Genomic DNA, 18,152 nt, shown 5'->3' on the forward strand with positions numbered 1-18,152 from the left:
GAAGAAATTTCTGGCATCTCTTTGTGTTAATCAATGAGGAACAGGCAGGCTTGTTCATTGGCTTCTGGGGAAAACGAGAAGGTACGTGCTTAAGTAGTAACTTTAAGTATTTTAATGTGTTAGCTTGAGTGGGATAAAGGAAGATTGCTACAATGCTCTGCAGTAAGGTGGTCCCGGAAAAAGTGTCACCTCAAAAAAGCGAAACCCCGAGAGGGACCAAAGTCTGTCTCGGGGATCTAAGTAGATTGTTGGAGGCGCTTAGTGTTACCACCAGAGGGGCCGAACCAACTGCTCTGATAAGGATTCTAAACACTCATGGCTGAAAGTCAAGTTCCTTACGATTACGCTGGCAACGAAGCTGGCATCATTGGAAACCTGTCTAAAGAGCGATTCGCGCCCTACTTAAAAAACGCTGGGTTTAATACACAATATGCATTTAGTTTGTATCTTTATAATGCACGGTTGTCTAAATCCTTCCTTTATCCTTTACATATTCTTGAGGTCACTCTCCGGAACAGGATGAGCGAGATATTTAGCGTTTATTTCGATGAAAAATGGTTTGACCATAGTTCTTTCAGATCAGGTTTATCAGCTGAAAGCATGGATGCGCTGGATCGCGGAATTAGAAGAGCTAAAAAGCCCAACAAGGAAGATATTATTTCAACATTAACTTTTGATTTTTGGTCAAACCTGTTTAGACCAGAGTACGATCGGTTTGTATGGCAAACAAATATGCAGAATTTATTGCCGAATATCTCTATGACTCGAAAAGATTTCGAGAAAACGGTCAGGGACATTAACGATTTTCGAAATCGTATTGCGCATTATGAGCCAATACATAAAATGAACTTGAGTCAGATGCATGTTAACATATTAAATGCATTGCAATGGTTATCAACTGAAACCAGTCTCTGGGTAAAGCATCATTCCACTGTCAACGAATGTTTACGCATGAAACCATCACCTAAAGGCGACGGGAATGTTTTAATAAGCGACCGATGTGATACAGATTTTACAGTGGTAACTCTCGATGAAGCTATCAGTAGAATAAAAACCTCAAAATTTACAGTTTGTGTTAATCGTGAAGGTGATATAAAGGCTGTTCTAAAGAAAGAACATATGGCCAGGTATTTAATATCTCTATCGGAAGATGATGAGATAATTATAGATCTTAAGTCTCATAATATAAGCGATCTAATTGAAAAGCTAAGTGTTAATAACATGAATTTTTGCAGTGCAAGTGAGCCTTATAAAACTATTGAAAAGTATTTCAAAAGCAGAGTTAGTTTTCTTGTCGTTCTGGACAAAGGACAAATCATAGGCGTAGTAGAGAAAGCACATCGGAGATATTAAAAATTTTATATAGTTAATCAGTTAATAATATTCTCCCTACTGCACAAGTGGGTTTGTTCACCCCTTCATAAACCCGACCCGCATTCCCCTTTCTGAGGGGACTCCCGAGGAATATTATCGAGAAGAGCTGACCGCCTGATCGAGAACGATAATGAAAATCCGCCAGGCCAGTCAATCTACTGTAACTGACAGCTCTTCGTTCAAAGCCGGCTGTCAGATTAGATGGTGTTCTGTTCGCAGAAATTTGTTGATACCGGGTGGTTTTTAAAAATCCTCCCGCAGCCTGACTAGGTTTGTAAACCCAGTGTTGCATGTCGTCATATTATTAAATTCGTCTTTCTTCTTACCGCCAGGATTGCATACTTCTCCGCAAAATTTTCAGAAACACAAATAGAGTTTATCGCTGACCAGCCTTCTTATCCTGCGCATTCTGTACGCACCTGTTAATCCTCAAGGAGGTGCGTATGAACCATCCCCGTCCGAGCTTGCGGCAGATTGCCTGCATACCGGGCATCACCGGCCTGCTGCTGTTGGCCACATTATCTGCGACGGCACAGGCGGCAGAAAAAGACGAGCTTGCCTCAGCCCAGCGCCAGCTGGATCAGGTGCAGGCCTCGCTTGAACGTGCCCGCGTAGCGGCGGCTCAGGCCGATCCTGCTGAGCAGGGGCGTTTCTTTTTTGACTACCGTCAGGCCACATCCGATTTAAACACCATTCGTGCCGGTATTGACCGCTATCTGGAGCCATCCCGGTCCCAACCCCGGGCTTCATCTGTCAGCGGCAATTATCGTCGGGAGCGTCCCTGATGGGAATGACCTCCGCACAATCCACAGCCTTTAAAGCTGCCTCCGGCAATGTCGAGGTCAGCATTCTGCACCTGGTCTGCATCGGTGTGTTGCTGGCCTTTCTGTTTTTGTGGGCCGCATGGGCACTGTCCGATGTGTGGACCGGCTGGAGTAACGAGAAAGTTCGGAATGCTGCGCTGGGGCGCTTTGCTATCCGGGCCGTGCTCCTGCTGGTTGTGAGTATCTGGATGTTTGCCAGTTGAATTAATCAATCAATTTCTGGAGATAAATTTATGTATCACTCTGCGTCTGTTGCCACCCGCGTGCGTCGTGGTATTGACCGCGTTATTAACCGTACGTTCACGCTGGCGCTTCTGGTCTGGCTGACCTGTAAACCCGCATTTGCTGACCTGCCCACTGTAGAAGCTCCTGAATCAGGAGGCGGCAGTGGCCTGATGGGGCAGATCAAAGGTTATCTGCAGGATGGTGTTGTTATTGGTGGGCTGGTAGTGGCAGCCATTGCGTTCATTAACGTGGCGATTGCGGCAGTTCATACTTTTTCTGAGGTCCGGAATGAGAAGGCCACCTGGACGAAGTTTGGCTCCATCATCGTGGTGGGTGTGGTGTTACTGGTTGCCGTTATCTGGCTGCTGGGCAAGTCCGCCGACATTATTCTCTGAGGCGGCCCCATGCAGACCATTCGCTTTTTACCTGACCGTCTGAACAGTGAACCGGTGGTGTTTCGCGGATTCACTACACCGGAGATGGGGCTTGCCGCCCTGGCCGGTCTGGGCGTGGGTCTGCTCCTGTCTCTGCCATTTATTCCTCTTGCCGGCTGGGTCATTATCCCGACCGGCATGTTACTGGCGCCGTTACTGGTTATCGGTTTCGGTGGTCGGTGGCTGAGCCGCATTAAACGCGGCAAGCCGGAAAACTATATCTGGCAGCGGCTGGAGGCGTTCAAACGTCGTCACAGCCTGGGCAACCCGACACTGATCGTTGATGCCCGGGGATGGTCCCTGAAACGAACCGGGAGAGAAAAATGAGCCGTTTTCGTCATGCGGTCAAAGACCGGGATCAGCATATTCTGACACTGCGTATTGCCTGCGGTGTGCTGGCCTTTTTCCTGTTAATCACCTGCGCCGGCTGGATGCTGGCCCCGAACAAACTGACTGTCCATAACCCGCCGGATTTACGTACTGGCAGTACCCGACCTTGGTGGGAAGTACCGGCGTCATCGGTCTATTCCTTTGCTTTCTATATTTTCCAGCAGCTCAACGCCTGGCCGAAAAATGGTGAAGTGGATTATCCGGCAAAAATTCATGCGTTGTCAGCCTATCTGACCCCGGGTTGCCAGGACTATCTGAATACCGAGGCCCGGAAAAGAAGCAACGCTGGCGAACTGACTGACCGTGTTCGTGTGGTGTATGAAATTCCCGGTCGGGGTTATCAGTCGAAGAGCGTCAGCGTTATCAGCAGAGATAACTGGGTGGTTCGTCTCGACCTGGTGGCGGATGAGTATTTTCATGCTGAACCGGTAAAACGCGCCCTGGTCCGTTATCCACTGAAAGTGGTGCGCTGGGAGGGGGATGCTGAACGCAATCCGTTTGGTCTGGCGCTGGACTGCTATGACGGTGTACCGCAGCGTCTGGAGGCGGCACTGCCGACGGAAATCCCCGCGAAATCAGGAGCATTTCAGTAATGAAGATCCGTAACGATACCCGCGCCGGGTTGATGGCGCTGTCACTGTTGCTGTTGCCGCTGGTCTCTCTGAACAGCGAGCCGGCCAGGGCTGATGAATTTATGAAATGGGAGCGTATCCCGTTGCAAATCCCGCTGCAGGTGGGGCTGGAACGGGTGGTATTTGTGGATAAAAACGTCCGGGTGGGTTTTCCTCCGGCACTCAACGGTAAGCTGCGTGTGCAGAGCACCGGTGGTGCTGTCTACCTGAAGGCCGACAGCGCTTTTCCTCAGACGCGGGTGCAGTTGCAGGATGTGGAAAGTGGCGAGGTTATTCTTCTCGATGTCACCGCCGGTGAAAAAGGCCCTTCCGAGCCCGTTCGTCTGGTGTACAGCGGCGAGGTGAACACGGTAAGCCAGACGACCGATACCCGTCGACAGGCGAAAAACAGCAGCGGCAGCGTCCAGCCGGGAAGTGATGACGGTACGCAGGCGAAGCGTAAAAAGGTACAGTACAGCGCTCCCATCCCTGTATTGCTGACCCGTTATGCTGCACAAAGTCTGTACGCGCCGCTGCGTACGGTCGAAGCCGTGCCGGGCATCCGCCCGGTGAATCCGCATCTGTCCAAACGCCTGACAACACTGTATCCGTCTGAAGCCATAACGGCCACGCCGCTGGCCGCGTGGGGCGTGGCAAATCGCGTCGTCGTGGCTGTCCGTCTGCAAAACACCGCCAGTCGCAGGATTGTACTGGATCCCCGGGCCCTTCAGGGGCAGTTTGTGGCGGCGACGTTCCAGCACCGCTGGCTGGGGCCGGTGGGCACGCCGGAAGATACCACCACAGCCTATATCGTGACGGGCACGCGGCCACAGAGCGCTTTCATCGCTGAACCTTCCGTGGCACGTAAGGCTGTTCGTACCGCGAAGAAGGAGGTCAGCCATGCAGATTAAGTCCAATGCCATGGTGAAATTTATTGTTCCCGCAGTAGTGGTGGCGGGTCTGGCTGTGGGCCTGAAAAGCTGTAAAGGAGAGCGACCACCAGAGAATTCATCGGGTGATGTGACGACAGTACTGAAAAATCTCTCACAGGATGAGCTTAAGGCGCTCGGAGTGGAAGGTGATACGCCGGAAGATACTCTGCGCACACTGATAGGTCGGCTGAACGACGTTCGCGATCGCCAGAAAACACTGGATAAACAGAATGCCGATTTGCTGAAAGAGAATGAGCAACTGCGTAAGCGCGGCACGAATGTATCCGGGCAGGTTGACGAGGCTGTGCAGGGGTTGCGTAAAGAGTATGACAAACGCCAGCAGCAACTGCAGAACGAACAGACCAGCCTGCTGGCAAAAGTGCAGGCTCTGTCTGAACAGCTGAAAACTACCGGCAGTGGTTCCGCAGGCGTAAAACCGGCTTCTGACAGCGATATTCCACTGGGCCTTGGTCTGGATGGGCTGGGGGGCAGCACCCATGGTACCGCCACCCGGGGCGATGACGGGCTGATGTGGGTGACGCCAGGCGATCAAAAAGCTGTCGATCCGCGCGATGCTGCCAGTGGTAAGGCTTCACCGCAGTTTCCCACCTCCTTTCTGGACAACAATCCTCTGACCCGGCAGAAAGCCGCTTATGAACAGCAGGTGAAGGGCCACACTAATGAGAAAGGGGCCCAGGAAAACGCTGAACCCGTCTACACCCTGCCGGAAAACTCCACCCTGGTGGGGAGTCGGGCAATGACGGCGTTATTGGGGCGCATTCCGGTTAACGGCACTGTGACCGATCCGTACCCCTTCAAGGTGCTGATTGGTAAGGATAACCTTACGGCTAATGGGATTGAACTGCCGGATGTGGAGGGGGCGATTGTCTCCGGCAGCGCCAGTGGCGACTGGACGCTCTCCTGCGTTCGTGGGCATGTGAACAGCATCACCTTTGTTTTTGCTGACGGTACGGTCCGTACTGTGCCCCAGCCAGATGCCAGCGGGAAAAACACCGGTAACGGCAATACGCAGAATAAAACCGGTACCGACGGCGGTATCGGCTGGATTTCGGATAATGACGGTATTCCGTGTATCAGCGGTACCCGCAAGTCTAACGCGTCAACCTATCTGCCTACTCTCTTTGCGCTCTCTGCTGCCGGTGCCGCCGGGGAAGCACTGAGTGAGGGGCAGTACACCACACAGAATAATGTGAACGGGATTTCCTCCACGCTGACCGGCAGCGCCGGCGAAGCGGCGCTGGGGAAAGCCCTCTCAGGTGGCATGAGTGAGACCACTGACTGGGTTAAGCAGCGCTACGGGCAGACGTTTGACGCGATTTATGTACCGCCGGGTGCGAAGCTGGCCGTGCATATTACCCGTCAGCTTGCCATTGACTATGAAGATAACGGTCGCAGGGTTCGCTACGACTTCACCCTCCCGGGTGGGGTCAGCGACAACGGCGGTCTGGACTGAAGGGGAAGAAGATGAATCAGAATGTCTCACAGGGTTTTACCCTGACCTGGCTGTTTCGCGGACAGGGTGAATGGGGGATCCAGTTTACCAGCGGTCATTTTGACACCATGGAGGAAGCAAAACAGGTGATGAGTCTGGCGCCGTTCGCCCAGTTGCTCTGGGTGGATGCAAGTCTGATGCTGGATCTGAGTGCCGGATACAAGATGATTCCGGTTGAGAACGACACGTTTATTGCCGGTCCGTTGGTGAAAGAGTCTGATGGTATCCGGGAGTCACTGTTTAAGACAACAGACGTTCTTTTATGCCGCCCTGAATATGCCTCCTTTGGGCTGATTTCATGTAAAGCGACCCGGCTGGGCCTGCAGGGCGACGTCGTCGTGTCCACCGTTGTGCCGGAGGAAAAGAACGCGGGCTTTTCTTTATTAAAGCTTCCTTTCGGCATTTTTCTGGTCTGCCTTTTTATTCTGACGGTTGTTTTACTGACCGGCTGTTCAACAACAAAAGAGGAGATGCTGCCAACTGGCGAGCATACCATGCTTGAGCTGTGGAACGGGGCGGACGGAGAGGGGGGAACAGCACGACAGTCTACTGCTGCAAGGGATGCACTGCGCCGCCCGTTAACCGACGATGAACACCAGAAAGGTACACAGGACGATCGCAGCTACAGCCGCACGCAGGAGAGCGAAATTTCACAACAATTCTCCCGATTGCCTAACCCGGACATGGTGATGTACCTGTATCCCCATCTGGCTGGCGGCAACACGCCGGTGCCTGGCTACAGCACCGTATTTCCTTTCTACAGCCAGACACAGTATGCGATGCCTGGTGAACGTACGGAGGCGCTGTAATGTTTTCTCTTTTCGGCCGTAAAAATGAAGTAAAACCCGATGGTACGGCAGGGCAGCCAGAGGGGGCGATCTCTCCTCTGGTTATTCATGGTCGGGAGCCACTGACGCGATCGGGCCGGATGACCCGGCAGGAAGAGTCAAAAGTGTATCATGCCAACCCGTCCATCATTGATTATCTGCCGTGGGTGGAATTCCTGGATGAAGAGCAGTGTCTTCTGCTTGAGGACGGTATTTCTGTCGGTGCGGTTTATGATGTGACGCCGGTGGCCACGGAAGGACGCACAGATGATCGTCTGGAGCAGATCCGCGATACGGTGGAAGATGCCCTGCAGGACAGTTTTGATGAATATGACGAGAACCCCTGGGTGGTGCAGTTCTTCTGCCAGGATGAAGATGATGCCGAAGCGTATCTGGACCACTTACGCGGTTACGTGAAACCGCATGCGCAGCGCACGGCATTTACGGAAGCCTGGCTGGGTGAAATGGCACGTCATATCCGTAGTATCTCGCGGCCGGAAGGGCTGTTTACCGATGCGTTGATCACCGGTCAGCCGTGGCGCGGCCAGCAGCGTCGCACCCGTATGGTTATTTATCGCTGGATCGGGAAGTCCGCGTCCCGGGACCCGATGCCGCCGGTGGCGATGCTCAACCAGGCGTGTGAACGTGTGGTCAGTGCGCTTGGCGGGGCCGGTATTCGTTGTACCCGCCAGAACGGCCTGCAGGTTCACAGTTGGCTGCTGCGCCTGTTTAATCCGTCTCCGGACTGGGTGGAGAAATCCACACTGTATCATCAGGCGGCGTATGCCGATCCGCGCAACTTCCCGGCGGGCGTGGCGCCGGTCAGCAATGATTTTGCTGAAACGCTGTGGTTTACGCCACCCGTTTCGGATCCGGAGAACGGCGTATGGTGGATAGATAATAAACCCCATTGTGCGCTGCCAGTTGAGAGACTGCGTACTCCACCAGAGCCGGGTACCATTACCGGTGAACAGGCCCGTGGTGAGAAAAAAATCAACGCGCTGATGGATATGTTTCCGGAAGGGACACTGCTGTGCATGACGATTGTTGTGCAGCCGCAGGACAGGCTGGAAGAACAGTTTAACCGCCTGTCGAAAAATGCCGTCGGGGAGAATACCGAATCCGGCCGTGTCCGCCAGGATGTGAAAACGGTGAAAGAGTATCTGGGAAACCGGCATAAGCTGTATCGTGCCGGGATCACCTTCCTGCTTCGCGGTGATGATATGGATAATCTTAAGCGCAAACGTCTTGATTTGACCACCGTATTGCTTGGGGCCGGCCTGCAGCCGGTTCGACCGGAGTTTGAGGTAGGGCCGCTGAATACCTGGCTGCGGGCGCTGCCAATGTGCTTTAACCCGGACAGCGATAAAAAACACTGGTATACCCGCCTGACTTGGGTACAGCATCTGGCGGGGTTGTTGCCGGTTACGGGGCGTGAAACCGGTACCGGCAATCCGGGTTTCAGCTTTTTTAACCGCGGCGGCGATATTCTGACGTTTGATCCACTGAACAAGTATGACCGTACCCAGAATGCGCATCTGCTGTTGTTCGGACCGACGGGGGCAGGTAAGTCGGCCACGCTGTGCTATGCCTTTTCTCAGTTGATGGCGGTTCACCGGCCACGTCTGTTTATCGCTGAAGCCGGGAACAGTTTTGGTCTGCAGGCTGATTATTTTGAAAGTCTTGGACTTTCTGTCAACAAGATAAGCGTCAAACCGGGTAGTGGTGTCAGCCTGCCGCCGTTTGCCGACGCGCATAAACTGGTCGAAGAAGGGCTGGCAGCACATGCTGTTGATGAAAGCGACCTCCCCGATATTGATGCTGACAGCGATGGAGAGGGTGAAGACGAGGATAAGCGGGATATTCTCGGTGAGATGGAGATTTCAGCCCGGATGATGATAACGGGCGGCGATCCGAAAGAAGAAGCCGAAATGAAGCGTGCCGACCGGGCTATGATCCGTGAAGCGCTGCTGATGGCCGCACATGCAACATATAAAGAAGGGAGGCAGATGCTGCCTTCTGACCTGCAGAAAGCGTTATACAGCATTGCCGGCGATGACAGCGATGAGGGGCAGAATGTCCGTAATGCCCAGCGTAAGGCGAAAGCCGCAGAGATGGCGGAGGCGCTGGGGATGTTCACGCAGGAAGGCAGCTTTGAGGCGGAGCTGTTTAACCGCGAGGGTGAGTTGTGGCCGGAAGCGGATGTGACCCTGGTGGATCTCGGTCATCTGGCGCGTGAGGGTTATGAAGCGCAGATGGCACTGACCATGGTGTCAATGACCAACATGATTAACAATATTGCGGAGCGGGACCAGTATCTCGGCCGCGATATTGTCTTCGCGGTGGATGAGGCGCATATCGTGACGGTTAATCCACTGTTGTCGCCGTATATGACCAAAGTGGTTAAAATGTGGCGAAAGTTGGGGGCCTGGCTGTGGCTGGCCACGCAGAACCTGAAGGACTTCCCGGATATTGCGGAGAAAATGCTGAACATGGCGGAGTGGTGGATTTGTCTCACCATGCCGCCGGAAGAGGTGAAAGATATCAGCCGGTTCCGCGCACTTACGCCTGAACAGGAAGCCGTGCTGCTTTCCGCCCGCAAGCTGTCAGGTTGCTATACCGAAGGGGTGGTGCTGGCCAAACGTATTGAGGCGCTGTTCCGTGCGGTTCCCCCCAGTCTGTATCTCGCGCTGGGCATGACGGAGAAAGAGGAAAAGGCGGAACGCCGGGCACTGATGCGTGAGCATCACTGTAGCGAACTGGACGCGGCGAAGCTGATTGCCCGTAAACTGGACCGGTTGCGCGGACTGACTGACGCACACGACGAGGAGAGCACAGCAGCATGATGACGCTGAAGTATCCGGTTCCCTGTGTCTGCGGTAACGACAACCCGGATAACACTGTTTTCACCCTGCCCCCGCAAGGGGAACCCGGGATGTCTGTGGTGACGCAGGCTAATCTGCAACGTCTGAGCGAACACATCCGACAGCGACTGAATGGCCCGGTGACCGTTACCTGTCACCCTCATCGGGTGGGCCTGAGCAGCTGTGTGGCGGTGACGGTGGAGAGCAGGCTCCGCAGAGCGGTTAATATTCTTATCACCGTCAGCGGGCAGGGAAGCTGGCCGGCAGAGGAGGAGTATGAACATCCCCGCTGGTATATTACCGTGACGGACGCGGCTGATATGGTTTACCTGGTGCTGTGGCTCAACAGCTTAATTGTCCATTGAGAAGAGGGTTATCCGTGATCATTTTGCTGCTATCCGTGATGAATCTGATGGGGATTAATACCTGAACGGGGAAATGATAACGGATTTACCTTGCGAATATGCCCCAGTAACTCACCCTTACTGTTGTAGCATCCATTCCTTATGTAGCTTTCACCTGTTAATATCATCAGTGTTCCTGGTTAAGTTATGAGACAAAGATGCGTACAATCGAAATGTGTGCCGGTGCTGGAGGTCAGGCATTAGGCCTCCATAATGCAGGTTTTAAACATAGTGTTCTCATTGAAATAGATGAGTATGCATGCGCCACACTTCGTCATAATAACGAAACATTAGCCCTCGATTGGGGGCCTGTTCTGCAGGACGATCTGCGTCGTTTTGCGGAAGAGGAAGCCTCAAAGTACCAGGGACAGATTGAACTTGTTGCAGGTGGTGTACCCTGTCCGCCATTCAGTAAAGCTGGTCTGCAGTTGGGGCAGGATGATGAGCGAGACCTTTTTCCGGCAGCACTTCAGGTTGTCCGCGCGGTCAAACCGCTTGCTGTAATGATTGAAAATGTTGCTGGCTTAATGGACAAAAAGTTCGCGCCATACCGAAATCTTATCCAGAACGAACTTGAGGTGCTGGGCTATAAATCGGAATGGCGTCTGTTGCATGCCAGTGATTTTGGTGTTCCTCAACTACGCCCGAGAGCGATTCTGGTTGCGATAGACGCCCCCTGGTTTAATAAATTCAGATGGCCTGAAGCCACCACGACCAAACCGATCAGCGTAGGCGAAGCGCTTTACGATTTAATGTCGTCCAAAGGCTGGAAAGGCGCCGTGCGATGGAAAGAGATGGCTAACAATATAGCGCCTACTCTTGTTGGTGGGTCGAAAAAGCACGGTGGGCCAGACCTTGGGCCATCACGCGCCAAGCGTCAGTGGCAAGCACTTGGTGTCTACGCACATCGCGTAGGGGGCGATCACGAGATCCCCGGTCCTGATTTTAAAGGTGTACCTCTACGTGACGGTTCCTACAGAGCGGGTTATGAAAATATGCCTTTACTCAACGTGCGCATGGCGGCACGGATACAGGGGTTTCCTGATGAGTGGGCGTTTGTTGGCTCAAAAACACATGCTTACAGGCAGGTAGGTAATGCATTTCCGCCACCGGTCGCACAGGCTGTCGGGGAGTGTATACGTGATGCTATTTTCGCTATACAACAAGAAAGGAGCGATGCTGCGTGAAAGGATTAATATCTCACCAACGAGATCAGTTTCATCGTATGCTTATCGAACAAAGGACGTTGGCCGTTTCAAGTTTTAACAAATACGGTGAAACCTGGATAGCAAGTAACGCTGATACAGGGCAACGCACAAGTGTTCTCTTGTCTAACATGCTTTTCAACAAAATCACTACTCGCCTGAATATTATCCCGGAGATTTTTGACAAAAAGAGAGATGGGCAAACTGCAGGTAATGAGTTTGAAGCAGCATGTGCATGGTTTTTAAATGCCACATTTCCTATGCTGGATGGGTTACGCCCGGGGAAATGGAGTGTAGAACAAGTTCGTCACCGCAGCGAAGCCGTTCTCGGTAAATTCGAACAATATTCGCATCTTTCTGAGCTGTCGCTACTCGCCCAGGAAAATAAAACGCTGCGAAATTTCCTTGGAGATGGCTATACCGTTTCACCAGATGTCATTATTTCAAGGAAGCCGGAACCAGACGAAGATATTAATCACTCGACCATTATTGTCGATGCTGAAAGCAGCAGAAACACCATGCTACGAATGGAAAACCATGAAGATAAAGTTCGTCCTCTTCTTCATGCCAGTATCTCCTGTAAGTTCACAATGCGTTCTGATCGAGCGCAAAACACCAGAACCGAAGCACTAAATTTGCTCCGGACCAGAAAAGGTCGGGCGCCGCATATTGCTTCTGTTACGGCGGAGCCGATGGCCAGCCGCATAGCTTCTTTAGCACTGGGCACAGGTGACATGGATTATGTCTATCATTTTGCTCTGTACGAACTGATCGAATGCTGCCAGGAATTAGAATTAGAGGAAAGCCTGGAACTGCTTACTACCATGATCGATGGTAAGCGTTTGAGGGATATCAGCGACCTTCCGCTGGATCTTGCCATATAGTTAACAGGCTGGAGCGACTCCGGCCTTTTAACATATTACGTCTTTTATCTGCCAGCTGTTGCATGGCGGCTACGATCCCGTCGTTAACTTCTGACGTTGCATTTTTAGTTTTTCACTGCTTTTCTCATTGCTGGCGAGCACGCTGTCAGACGATTCAGTCTGACGGAGTCTCCCTAATGAAATTACGCAATTTTCTCCTTCTGCCGGCATTGTTGCCGGTGTCCGTTCTGGCCAGCACGGTGGTATATACCGACAGCCAGCACTTGCCTGAAAATCTTTCCCCGGATGTCGTGGTTGTGTTGCTGGATGAACCTGAACGCCTGCAGGCGAAAGTGTTTGGCCAGCTTCCGGCTGACCCGGAGCTGGCAGCAATGCAGGCCAGGCAGGTGATGTCCTCCCCTCAGTGGCAACAAAAGCAGCAGCAACTGGTCACGGCATATCGCCAGGTAGTGCATGCCCGGGAACTCGGTATCCGCAAGGTGCCCGCTGTCGTTTTTGACGACCGGGAAGTGGTTTATGGCACAACTGATGTAGCGCGGGCTCAGGCACTACGGCAGCAGGCAGGAGGTGGTCAGTGAATCAGCCTCCTTCCCGACTCAGAAAAACGTTCTGCTCTGCCGCTGTCGCCACCGTTCTGGCCACAGCGTCAATACCTGCAGCGTTTGCTGCGCTGAATACGGCGCAGATAGTGGCCAGCGCAGTGACGCAGGACTGTATCAGCTGGCGGGTAAGTGGTATCTGCTACTGGTTGTTCTGTACTGCATTCGGCTGCACCGTAAAAACCTCTGTAAAGGTCACCCATTTTATCCCGGAAGCGGTGGTTTCGACCTACGTTGCGCCCGGTGGAAATCCCTGGACAGAGATGGCTTTTGTCAGCCAGACGGCGGGCGGGCTGGAAAATGTCGTTACTGGCGCTTTGTCAGGGGTGACAGCCGGTGGCGCCAACCCGGCAGATATGAAGAACCCGGGGCAGCGTAAATCCAGTATTCGCTTCAAATACGCCGATGCCATTGGGCATCCGGCCACGTCTCTTATCGGGGGCAGTATCGCCGGGTATTCCTGCGACAGCGCCGCCACTCCCCTGATGCCGTATTTCCTCAGCACGCTGGACTCGATTGCCTGGCGAACGGGTGTACCGGAATCGCTTTATCCCGAGGCATTGATCCCCGGTCGACGGGAAATCGGTAGTCAGGCATCCGGCAACATGTGGGGCAACGTCTACCCGCGCTCCGGGTTTGTCAGCCAGACCGATGATGACAAAGCATCGGCGGTGGTGGCGCAACGTGTGGCGGACATTATTACCCGTACGGGTCAGCCGCACGTTTATCAGGTGTTGAAGGGTACCCGCCGCGACGGGTACTGGCCACCGGGAGAAGTCACGGAAAACACCGGCACCAGGAACCATAAATGGCAGCGTCTGGCACCTCAGATGACCCAAAGCTGCGCGGTATTTCCTGACGGGAGCCACAGCGCAGCCAGTGAGAACAACGAGGCCTTTGTGCTGTGGCAGCCCTACAGCTGTTGTAAGCGTATGGGGCAGAGATTCCTGAGCAGCACGGATTTTTGACGAGGTAAAAAATGAACATAGATGCATTGAAATCGGCGACCGGCGCAGTGTTACTGCTTGCCGGCACAGTGGGCACCCTGTTGCCTGCCCGGGGTGAAATTTCGTTACCGCAGGTTAATGACAGCGCTTTTGGCTATGGCAAATCCGTTGACGGCGCGGTATCCGATAAATTGTTTTATACCCTGGGCGGTGGGTCGGTGATATCGCAGCCGGCGACGCGCAGCAATATGAAAAAGCTGGGGCTGGATGTGGGGTGGAGCAGTGACCTGATGTGCGGCAACTTTGACCTCAAAACCACAATTGGCAACCAGTTAAACGGCGTAACCGATGGTTTTAAAAACCTGATGGGTGACGTTATTCAGGGGGCAACTGGCGCGGTGGCCAGCCTGCCGGCAATGCTTATTCAGCGGGCCAATCCGGGACTGTATGACATGCTGACCAACGGTGTACTGCAGGCGAATGTCTCGTTCGACAAAGCACAACTGAACTGCCAGAACATGGCGAAGAAATTGGCAGATTTCACCGACAGTAGCAAATGGACTCAGCAGGCCATGCTGGAAGAATACAAGTCCATTGTTAACAGCGGTGATGCAGACGCCGTGCGCACTAATGAGGCCGGGCGCAAAGCTTCAGGTAATAAAGGTAATAACTGGATTGGGGGGCAACAGCGAGGCGGTGCCGGACAACCCGCTATTAAACCTACACATGACCTTGCTGCTGCAGGATTCAATATGATGAATGACCTGTCTGTAACCAGTACACAATCAGTCAGCGAAAGCAGTTGTAATGGCGGTGCCTGCAGTAAATTTAGTAATGCTGAAGAAGCGGCTAAGGCTGTTGTGAAGGTGCTGGGTGATAAATCATTACGAACCTGTGGTAATGCCTCTGAATGTACCAGTGGAGGAGAGGATGAGCAGCCTGGTTCATCTGTGGCTGGTACAGGATTTGCTCCATTATTTGAAGAAGCGACAAAGGTTAATACAGAACAACTGGTTAAGCTGGTCAACGGCACAGTGAAGCCAACCGCGGCTGAACTGGCAAAGCTGAAAACAGGCGGGCTTTCCCTGACGGCCAATGTGATAAAGGCTCTGCAACGTGATCCGGATAATACTGCGCTAACGGCCCGTCTTGCCAGTGAGCTTGCCATGTCTGATACGGTCGAAACCGCACTACTGATGCGTCGGATGTTGATAACAGGTATGTCGGAACCCAATGCAGCATCTCAGGATGCTGCATTGCAGGAAGGGGAACGCCGTATTGATGCACTAGATCGCGAAATCATGGCGTTGAAGAATGAAATGGACCTTAAGCGAGAGCTGGCGAGGAACTCGGTACTGACCATCATCGAGCGGGACAACGAACGTGTCGGCACAAACCCGATGATTCAGAAGACGGATAATGCCGACAGTAGGTTCCAGAAGCTCGATACCCCGGATGCAGAATAAGGACGTTGTGAATATGAAAATCAGTCATCGCGACCTGCTGCGTAAAACAGGAAAAGGGTTAAAAGTTGGGCTGCTATATCTGCTGCTCCTGGCGCTGATGATGACCGTGGGACTTTGGCTGGCTGATATCGGGATGCGTCATCCGGAGAGCGTGGCATCCCTGAAGCGATGGATGCACGCAACGCGCTACGGCTGGCTGGCGTGGCGGCTGGTTATCTACTGCGCCGTCGGGTGGGGGCTGTGGAAAATCTGGCATGCACCGGGCTTTCGGCCGGAATATCGTCGGCCACTACTGCGCATTGCTGGCGCCAGCACATTATTCTTTCTGGTCTGCGAATACTCCATTTTTTCCGGTGTGGGAGGCTGATTCACTATGACAACGAACAGCTATCTGGAGTATTTCCTGACCCTGCTGGGCTGGCTGGTCAATAATGGCCTCTGGGACGTCCTTGTCAGTACCGGACTATTTGCGCTGCCAATGGCCTTTAAGGTCGTGGGTATCTGGCTGAAGGTTCGCGAAGAAGGGGAAGATGAAGGTAACAAGGGTATGCTGTCGCTACCCCGTATCGAGAATGCGCTTTATGGTGCGTTCTTCGTGATGATTGCTTGCTGTGTACCGCTGATTCAGGTGAGCCTGACCACGCTGGAATTTGATAAAACCCGGGCGAAAACATGCGGAACCTGGACACCAAAAGCGCCTGATGAAAGTGGTTACAACAACATCATCTCCAGTATGGACGGCGAAAGCGCAGCTGCGCCAGTCTGGTGGGTTCTGGTCCATAAGCTCTCCAAAGGTGTGACCCAGGCGGCGGTGGCCAGCATTCCCTGTCGGCCGGATCTGCGACAACTGAGGTTTGAGGTGCAGCGGACGTTCATTGAGAACCGCGCGCTGGCTGATGAGTTGCAGGATTTTACCAACGACTGCTACTCGCTTGCGCTTTACCAGTGGAAACGGCGTGACCAGGGGCAGACAACGGATAAAGCCGTTTTGTCAGATCTCAGTTGGATAGGCAGCAGTACCTTTCTTAAAGGAGACTACACCACCCTACAATCGAAATTGCCGCGCGGGATGTTCTCCTGGAGTGACGCCCGTGACAGCGGCCGGCCGAATACCGGTAATGGGGGATACCCCTACTGTTCTGAGTGGTGGTCGGCAGCAGACACTGGTCTGAAGGCCAGGGTGATGAAGCAGGTTGATGACAGCTACTGGCTGCGGTTATCTGCGGCGATGAAGATGATTGGCAGCAGTCAGACTGATTATCAGGAGGAGGTTATACGCCGGCTCGTCAGCCCGGCGAACCTGACGGTATCTCATGGCGGTGAAGTGTATAACGGCTATGGTGGTAATGCGGATATGACGGCAATGAACGCTGTTTCCCGTATCGCCGGTACGGCAGGGGCTTCAGTTGCCTCTCTGGGCGCGTTCCCGGCTCTGGATGCGATGCGCCAGGCACTGCCGATGGTACAGGCCGTTATGCTGATGGCTATTTATATTATGGTGCCGTTGATCCTGGCCTTTGCAGCCTATGAATTCAAAACGGTGATCACCCTGACGTTTGTCATTTTTGCTGTGAACTTCCTGACGTTCTGGTGGGAACTGGCCCGCTGGCTCGACAGTTGGTTGCTGACGGTGCTTTACAGTTCCGATACACATACACGCTTCAATATGATGGGATTTCAGAATACATCGGATGATCTGATTATGAATCTGGTTATGGGGACGATGTTCCTCGTGCTGCCTGCCGTGTGGATAGGGGCATTGAGCTGGGCGGGTGTTCATTTAGGCGGGGCTATTAGCAACGGTGTGAAAGCCGGAACGGACAAAGCCACACAGGCAAGTGAGAAAGGAGGAAAAATCGCGGAACAATCTATTTCATCTTTCGCAGGTGGCGTAATGAAAGGTAAATAAGTATTAAGCGAGTTTCATAAGTCTGATAGCGATTCTCCGAAGTTCAGTCGCTATCAGACCATGTCCCATACGACTCTCCATAAGGGGCACCATCATCAATAGCGTTTAAACCCTCGTAGGTTCTTTCAATAAGAGGATCATCATTGAAAAGCGTTTCTGCTTCATCGTTGAAGCACGTAAGTAAAGAGCCATCGTCAGTGTGATTGTCTGACTGAGAGCCAGGTAGCACCGCATTCAGCAGCGTTTTCATGAACATATTCATATCCGAGCTTTCTCCTGTTTGACCTGATGCTGTTTTTTTGTTCGAATTTAACTTGTATCATAAGACTTGCTGAAGAAATGCGCAACCTTGGCTGTATCTGTACGGAATATGTCCGATTATGCTTATTTAAATAGTTATTCAAAGGAGGAAAGAATGTTCGGGAAGAAAATATTGGCTCTCTGTATTGTTTCGATGCTTACGACAGCCTGCTCTATGGAGGAGTTTTCAGCGGCAAATAAAAAGGTAAGCGATGGTGCTTCTAATATCATGAATACGTTACGGGGAAGTAATGGTTCAACGGATAATGGAATGCCTCGTTTGTCTCCATCACAACCTTCAAAAAAAGAGTCGTCATCTAATTGTAGTGGCATAGTGAATTTGGCCACCTGAATAGAGGTGATATCATCACCTCATAGCCAAAACAGGTGACATTATGACCGGACGTAACAGACGCAATTTTAGCCCTGAGTTTCGCCTCGAAG

Annotated in this window: 20 protein-coding genes; 18 read left to right on the plus strand and 2 right to left on the minus strand. The window is 52.6% G+C overall.

The genetic code is table 11. The features are described 5' to 3' along the window. Positions 1–315 precede the first annotated feature (315 nt). The 18 genes from EB241_RS20225 to EB241_RS20310 all read left to right on the plus strand — a co-directional run bounded on the left by EB241_RS20225 (position 316) and on the right by EB241_RS20310 (position 17,408). Positions 316–1,353, plus strand: a complete 1,038-nt coding sequence (locus tag EB241_RS20225; RefSeq protein WP_124234864.1) for an Abi family protein — start codon at positions 316–318, stop codon at positions 1,351–1,353. A 464-nt stretch (positions 1,354–1,817) separates the two neighbouring features. Next, complete coding sequence (locus EB241_RS20230) at positions 1,818–2,159, plus strand: integrative conjugative element protein, RAQPRD family (protein ID WP_124234865.1); 342 nt, start codon at positions 1,818–1,820, stop codon at positions 2,157–2,159. After that, positions 2,159–2,401: a TIGR03758 family integrating conjugative element protein gene (locus EB241_RS20235; RefSeq protein WP_016190712.1), complete on the plus strand. Its 243-nt coding sequence runs from the start codon at positions 2,159–2,161 to the stop codon at positions 2,399–2,401. The genes EB241_RS20230 and EB241_RS20235 overlap by 1 nt, the downstream gene beginning before the upstream one ends. Positions 2,402–2,431: 30 nt before the next feature. Further along, entirely contained in the window at positions 2,432–2,818 is a 387-nt protein-coding gene (locus EB241_RS20240) for a TIGR03745 family integrating conjugative element membrane protein (RefSeq protein ID WP_051486054.1), read from the plus strand. Positions 2,819–2,827: 9 nt separating this feature from the next. Further along, the gene (locus EB241_RS20245) at positions 2,828–3,184 is read left to right on the plus strand and encodes a TIGR03750 family conjugal transfer protein (protein ID WP_016190714.1); all 357 of its coding nucleotides are present in this window, start codon (positions 2,828–2,830) and stop codon (positions 3,182–3,184) included. Continuing rightward, positions 3,181–3,840 carry a PFL_4703 family integrating conjugative element protein gene (locus EB241_RS20250; protein ID WP_033567116.1) on the plus strand — a complete coding sequence of 220 codons (660 nt, stop codon included), beginning with the start codon at positions 3,181–3,183 and terminating at the stop codon, positions 3,838–3,840. The genes EB241_RS20245 and EB241_RS20250 overlap by 4 nt, the downstream gene beginning before the upstream one ends. Beyond that, the gene (locus EB241_RS20255) at positions 3,840–4,769 is read left to right on the plus strand and encodes a TIGR03749 family integrating conjugative element protein (RefSeq protein ID WP_124234866.1); all 930 of its coding nucleotides are present in this window, start codon (positions 3,840–3,842) and stop codon (positions 4,767–4,769) included. Before EB241_RS20250 ends, EB241_RS20255 begins: the two co-directional genes overlap by 1 nt. After that, positions 4,759–6,264 (plus strand): TIGR03752 family integrating conjugative element protein, encoded by a 1,506-nt coding sequence (locus tag EB241_RS20260; protein WP_124234867.1) that lies wholly within the window; start codon positions 4,759–4,761, stop codon positions 6,262–6,264. The genes EB241_RS20255 and EB241_RS20260 overlap by 11 nt, the downstream gene beginning before the upstream one ends. A 440-nt stretch (positions 6,265–6,704) precedes the next feature. Beyond that, entirely contained in the window at positions 6,705–7,112 is a 408-nt protein-coding gene (locus EB241_RS20265; protein ID WP_124234881.1) for a TIGR03751 family conjugal transfer lipoprotein, read from the plus strand. After that, positions 7,112–9,976, plus strand: a complete 2,865-nt coding sequence (locus EB241_RS20270) for a conjugative transfer ATPase (RefSeq protein ID WP_124234868.1) — start codon at positions 7,112–7,114, stop codon at positions 9,974–9,976. Before EB241_RS20265 ends, EB241_RS20270 begins: the two co-directional genes overlap by 1 nt. Then, positions 9,973–10,359, plus strand: coding sequence for an acetyltransferase (locus EB241_RS20275; protein ID WP_124234869.1), 387 nt, complete (start codon positions 9,973–9,975; stop codon positions 10,357–10,359). Before EB241_RS20270 ends, EB241_RS20275 begins: the two co-directional genes overlap by 4 nt. A 197-nt stretch (positions 10,360–10,556) precedes the next feature. Then, positions 10,557–11,585: a DNA cytosine methyltransferase gene (locus EB241_RS20280; protein WP_124234870.1), complete on the plus strand. Its 1,029-nt coding sequence runs from the start codon at positions 10,557–10,559 to the stop codon at positions 11,583–11,585. Then, complete coding sequence (locus EB241_RS20285; protein WP_199737409.1) at positions 11,582–12,487, plus strand: NgoMIV family type II restriction endonuclease; 906 nt, start codon at positions 11,582–11,584, stop codon at positions 12,485–12,487. Before EB241_RS20280 ends, EB241_RS20285 begins: the two co-directional genes overlap by 4 nt. Positions 12,488–12,663: 176 nt before the next feature. Beyond that, positions 12,664–13,065, plus strand: a complete 402-nt coding sequence (locus EB241_RS20290; RefSeq protein ID WP_124234871.1) for a TIGR03757 family integrating conjugative element protein — start codon at positions 12,664–12,666, stop codon at positions 13,063–13,065. Then, on the plus strand, positions 13,062–14,054 hold the full coding sequence (locus EB241_RS20295; RefSeq protein ID WP_124234872.1) for a TIGR03756 family integrating conjugative element protein: 993 nt from the start codon (positions 13,062–13,064) through the stop codon (positions 14,052–14,054). Before EB241_RS20290 ends, EB241_RS20295 begins: the two co-directional genes overlap by 4 nt. Before the next feature lie 11 nt (positions 14,055–14,065). After that, a complete protein-coding gene (locus EB241_RS20300; RefSeq protein ID WP_124234873.1) occupies positions 14,066–15,499 on the plus strand; it encodes an integrating conjugative element protein in 1,434 nt (477 codons plus the stop codon). A gap of 13 nt (positions 15,500–15,512) precedes the next feature. Beyond that, positions 15,513–15,866: a hypothetical protein gene (locus EB241_RS20305; protein WP_124234874.1), complete on the plus strand. Its 354-nt coding sequence runs from the start codon at positions 15,513–15,515 to the stop codon at positions 15,864–15,866. Between the two features lie 6 nt (positions 15,867–15,872). Beyond that, positions 15,873–17,408 (plus strand): conjugal transfer protein TraG N-terminal domain-containing protein, encoded by a 1,536-nt coding sequence (locus EB241_RS20310; RefSeq protein WP_124234875.1) that lies wholly within the window; start codon positions 15,873–15,875, stop codon positions 17,406–17,408. A 43-nt stretch (positions 17,409–17,451) separates the two neighbouring features. Here EB241_RS20310 and EB241_RS20315 read toward each other — a convergent pair whose 3' ends face one another. Together EB241_RS20315 and EB241_RS20320 are read right to left on the minus strand one after the other, a co-directional pair. Then, positions 17,452–17,670, minus strand: a complete 219-nt coding sequence (locus EB241_RS20315; protein WP_124234876.1) for a hypothetical protein — start codon at positions 17,668–17,670, stop codon at positions 17,452–17,454. A gap of 134 nt (positions 17,671–17,804) precedes the next feature. Continuing rightward, complete coding sequence (locus EB241_RS20320; RefSeq protein WP_124234877.1) at positions 17,805–18,041, minus strand: hypothetical protein; 237 nt, start codon at positions 18,039–18,041, stop codon at positions 17,805–17,807. Positions 18,042–18,152 lie beyond the last annotated feature (111 nt).

The organism is Erwinia psidii, assembly GCF_003846135.1.
Taxonomy (GTDB): domain Bacteria; phylum Pseudomonadota; class Gammaproteobacteria; order Enterobacterales; family Enterobacteriaceae; genus Erwinia; species Erwinia psidii.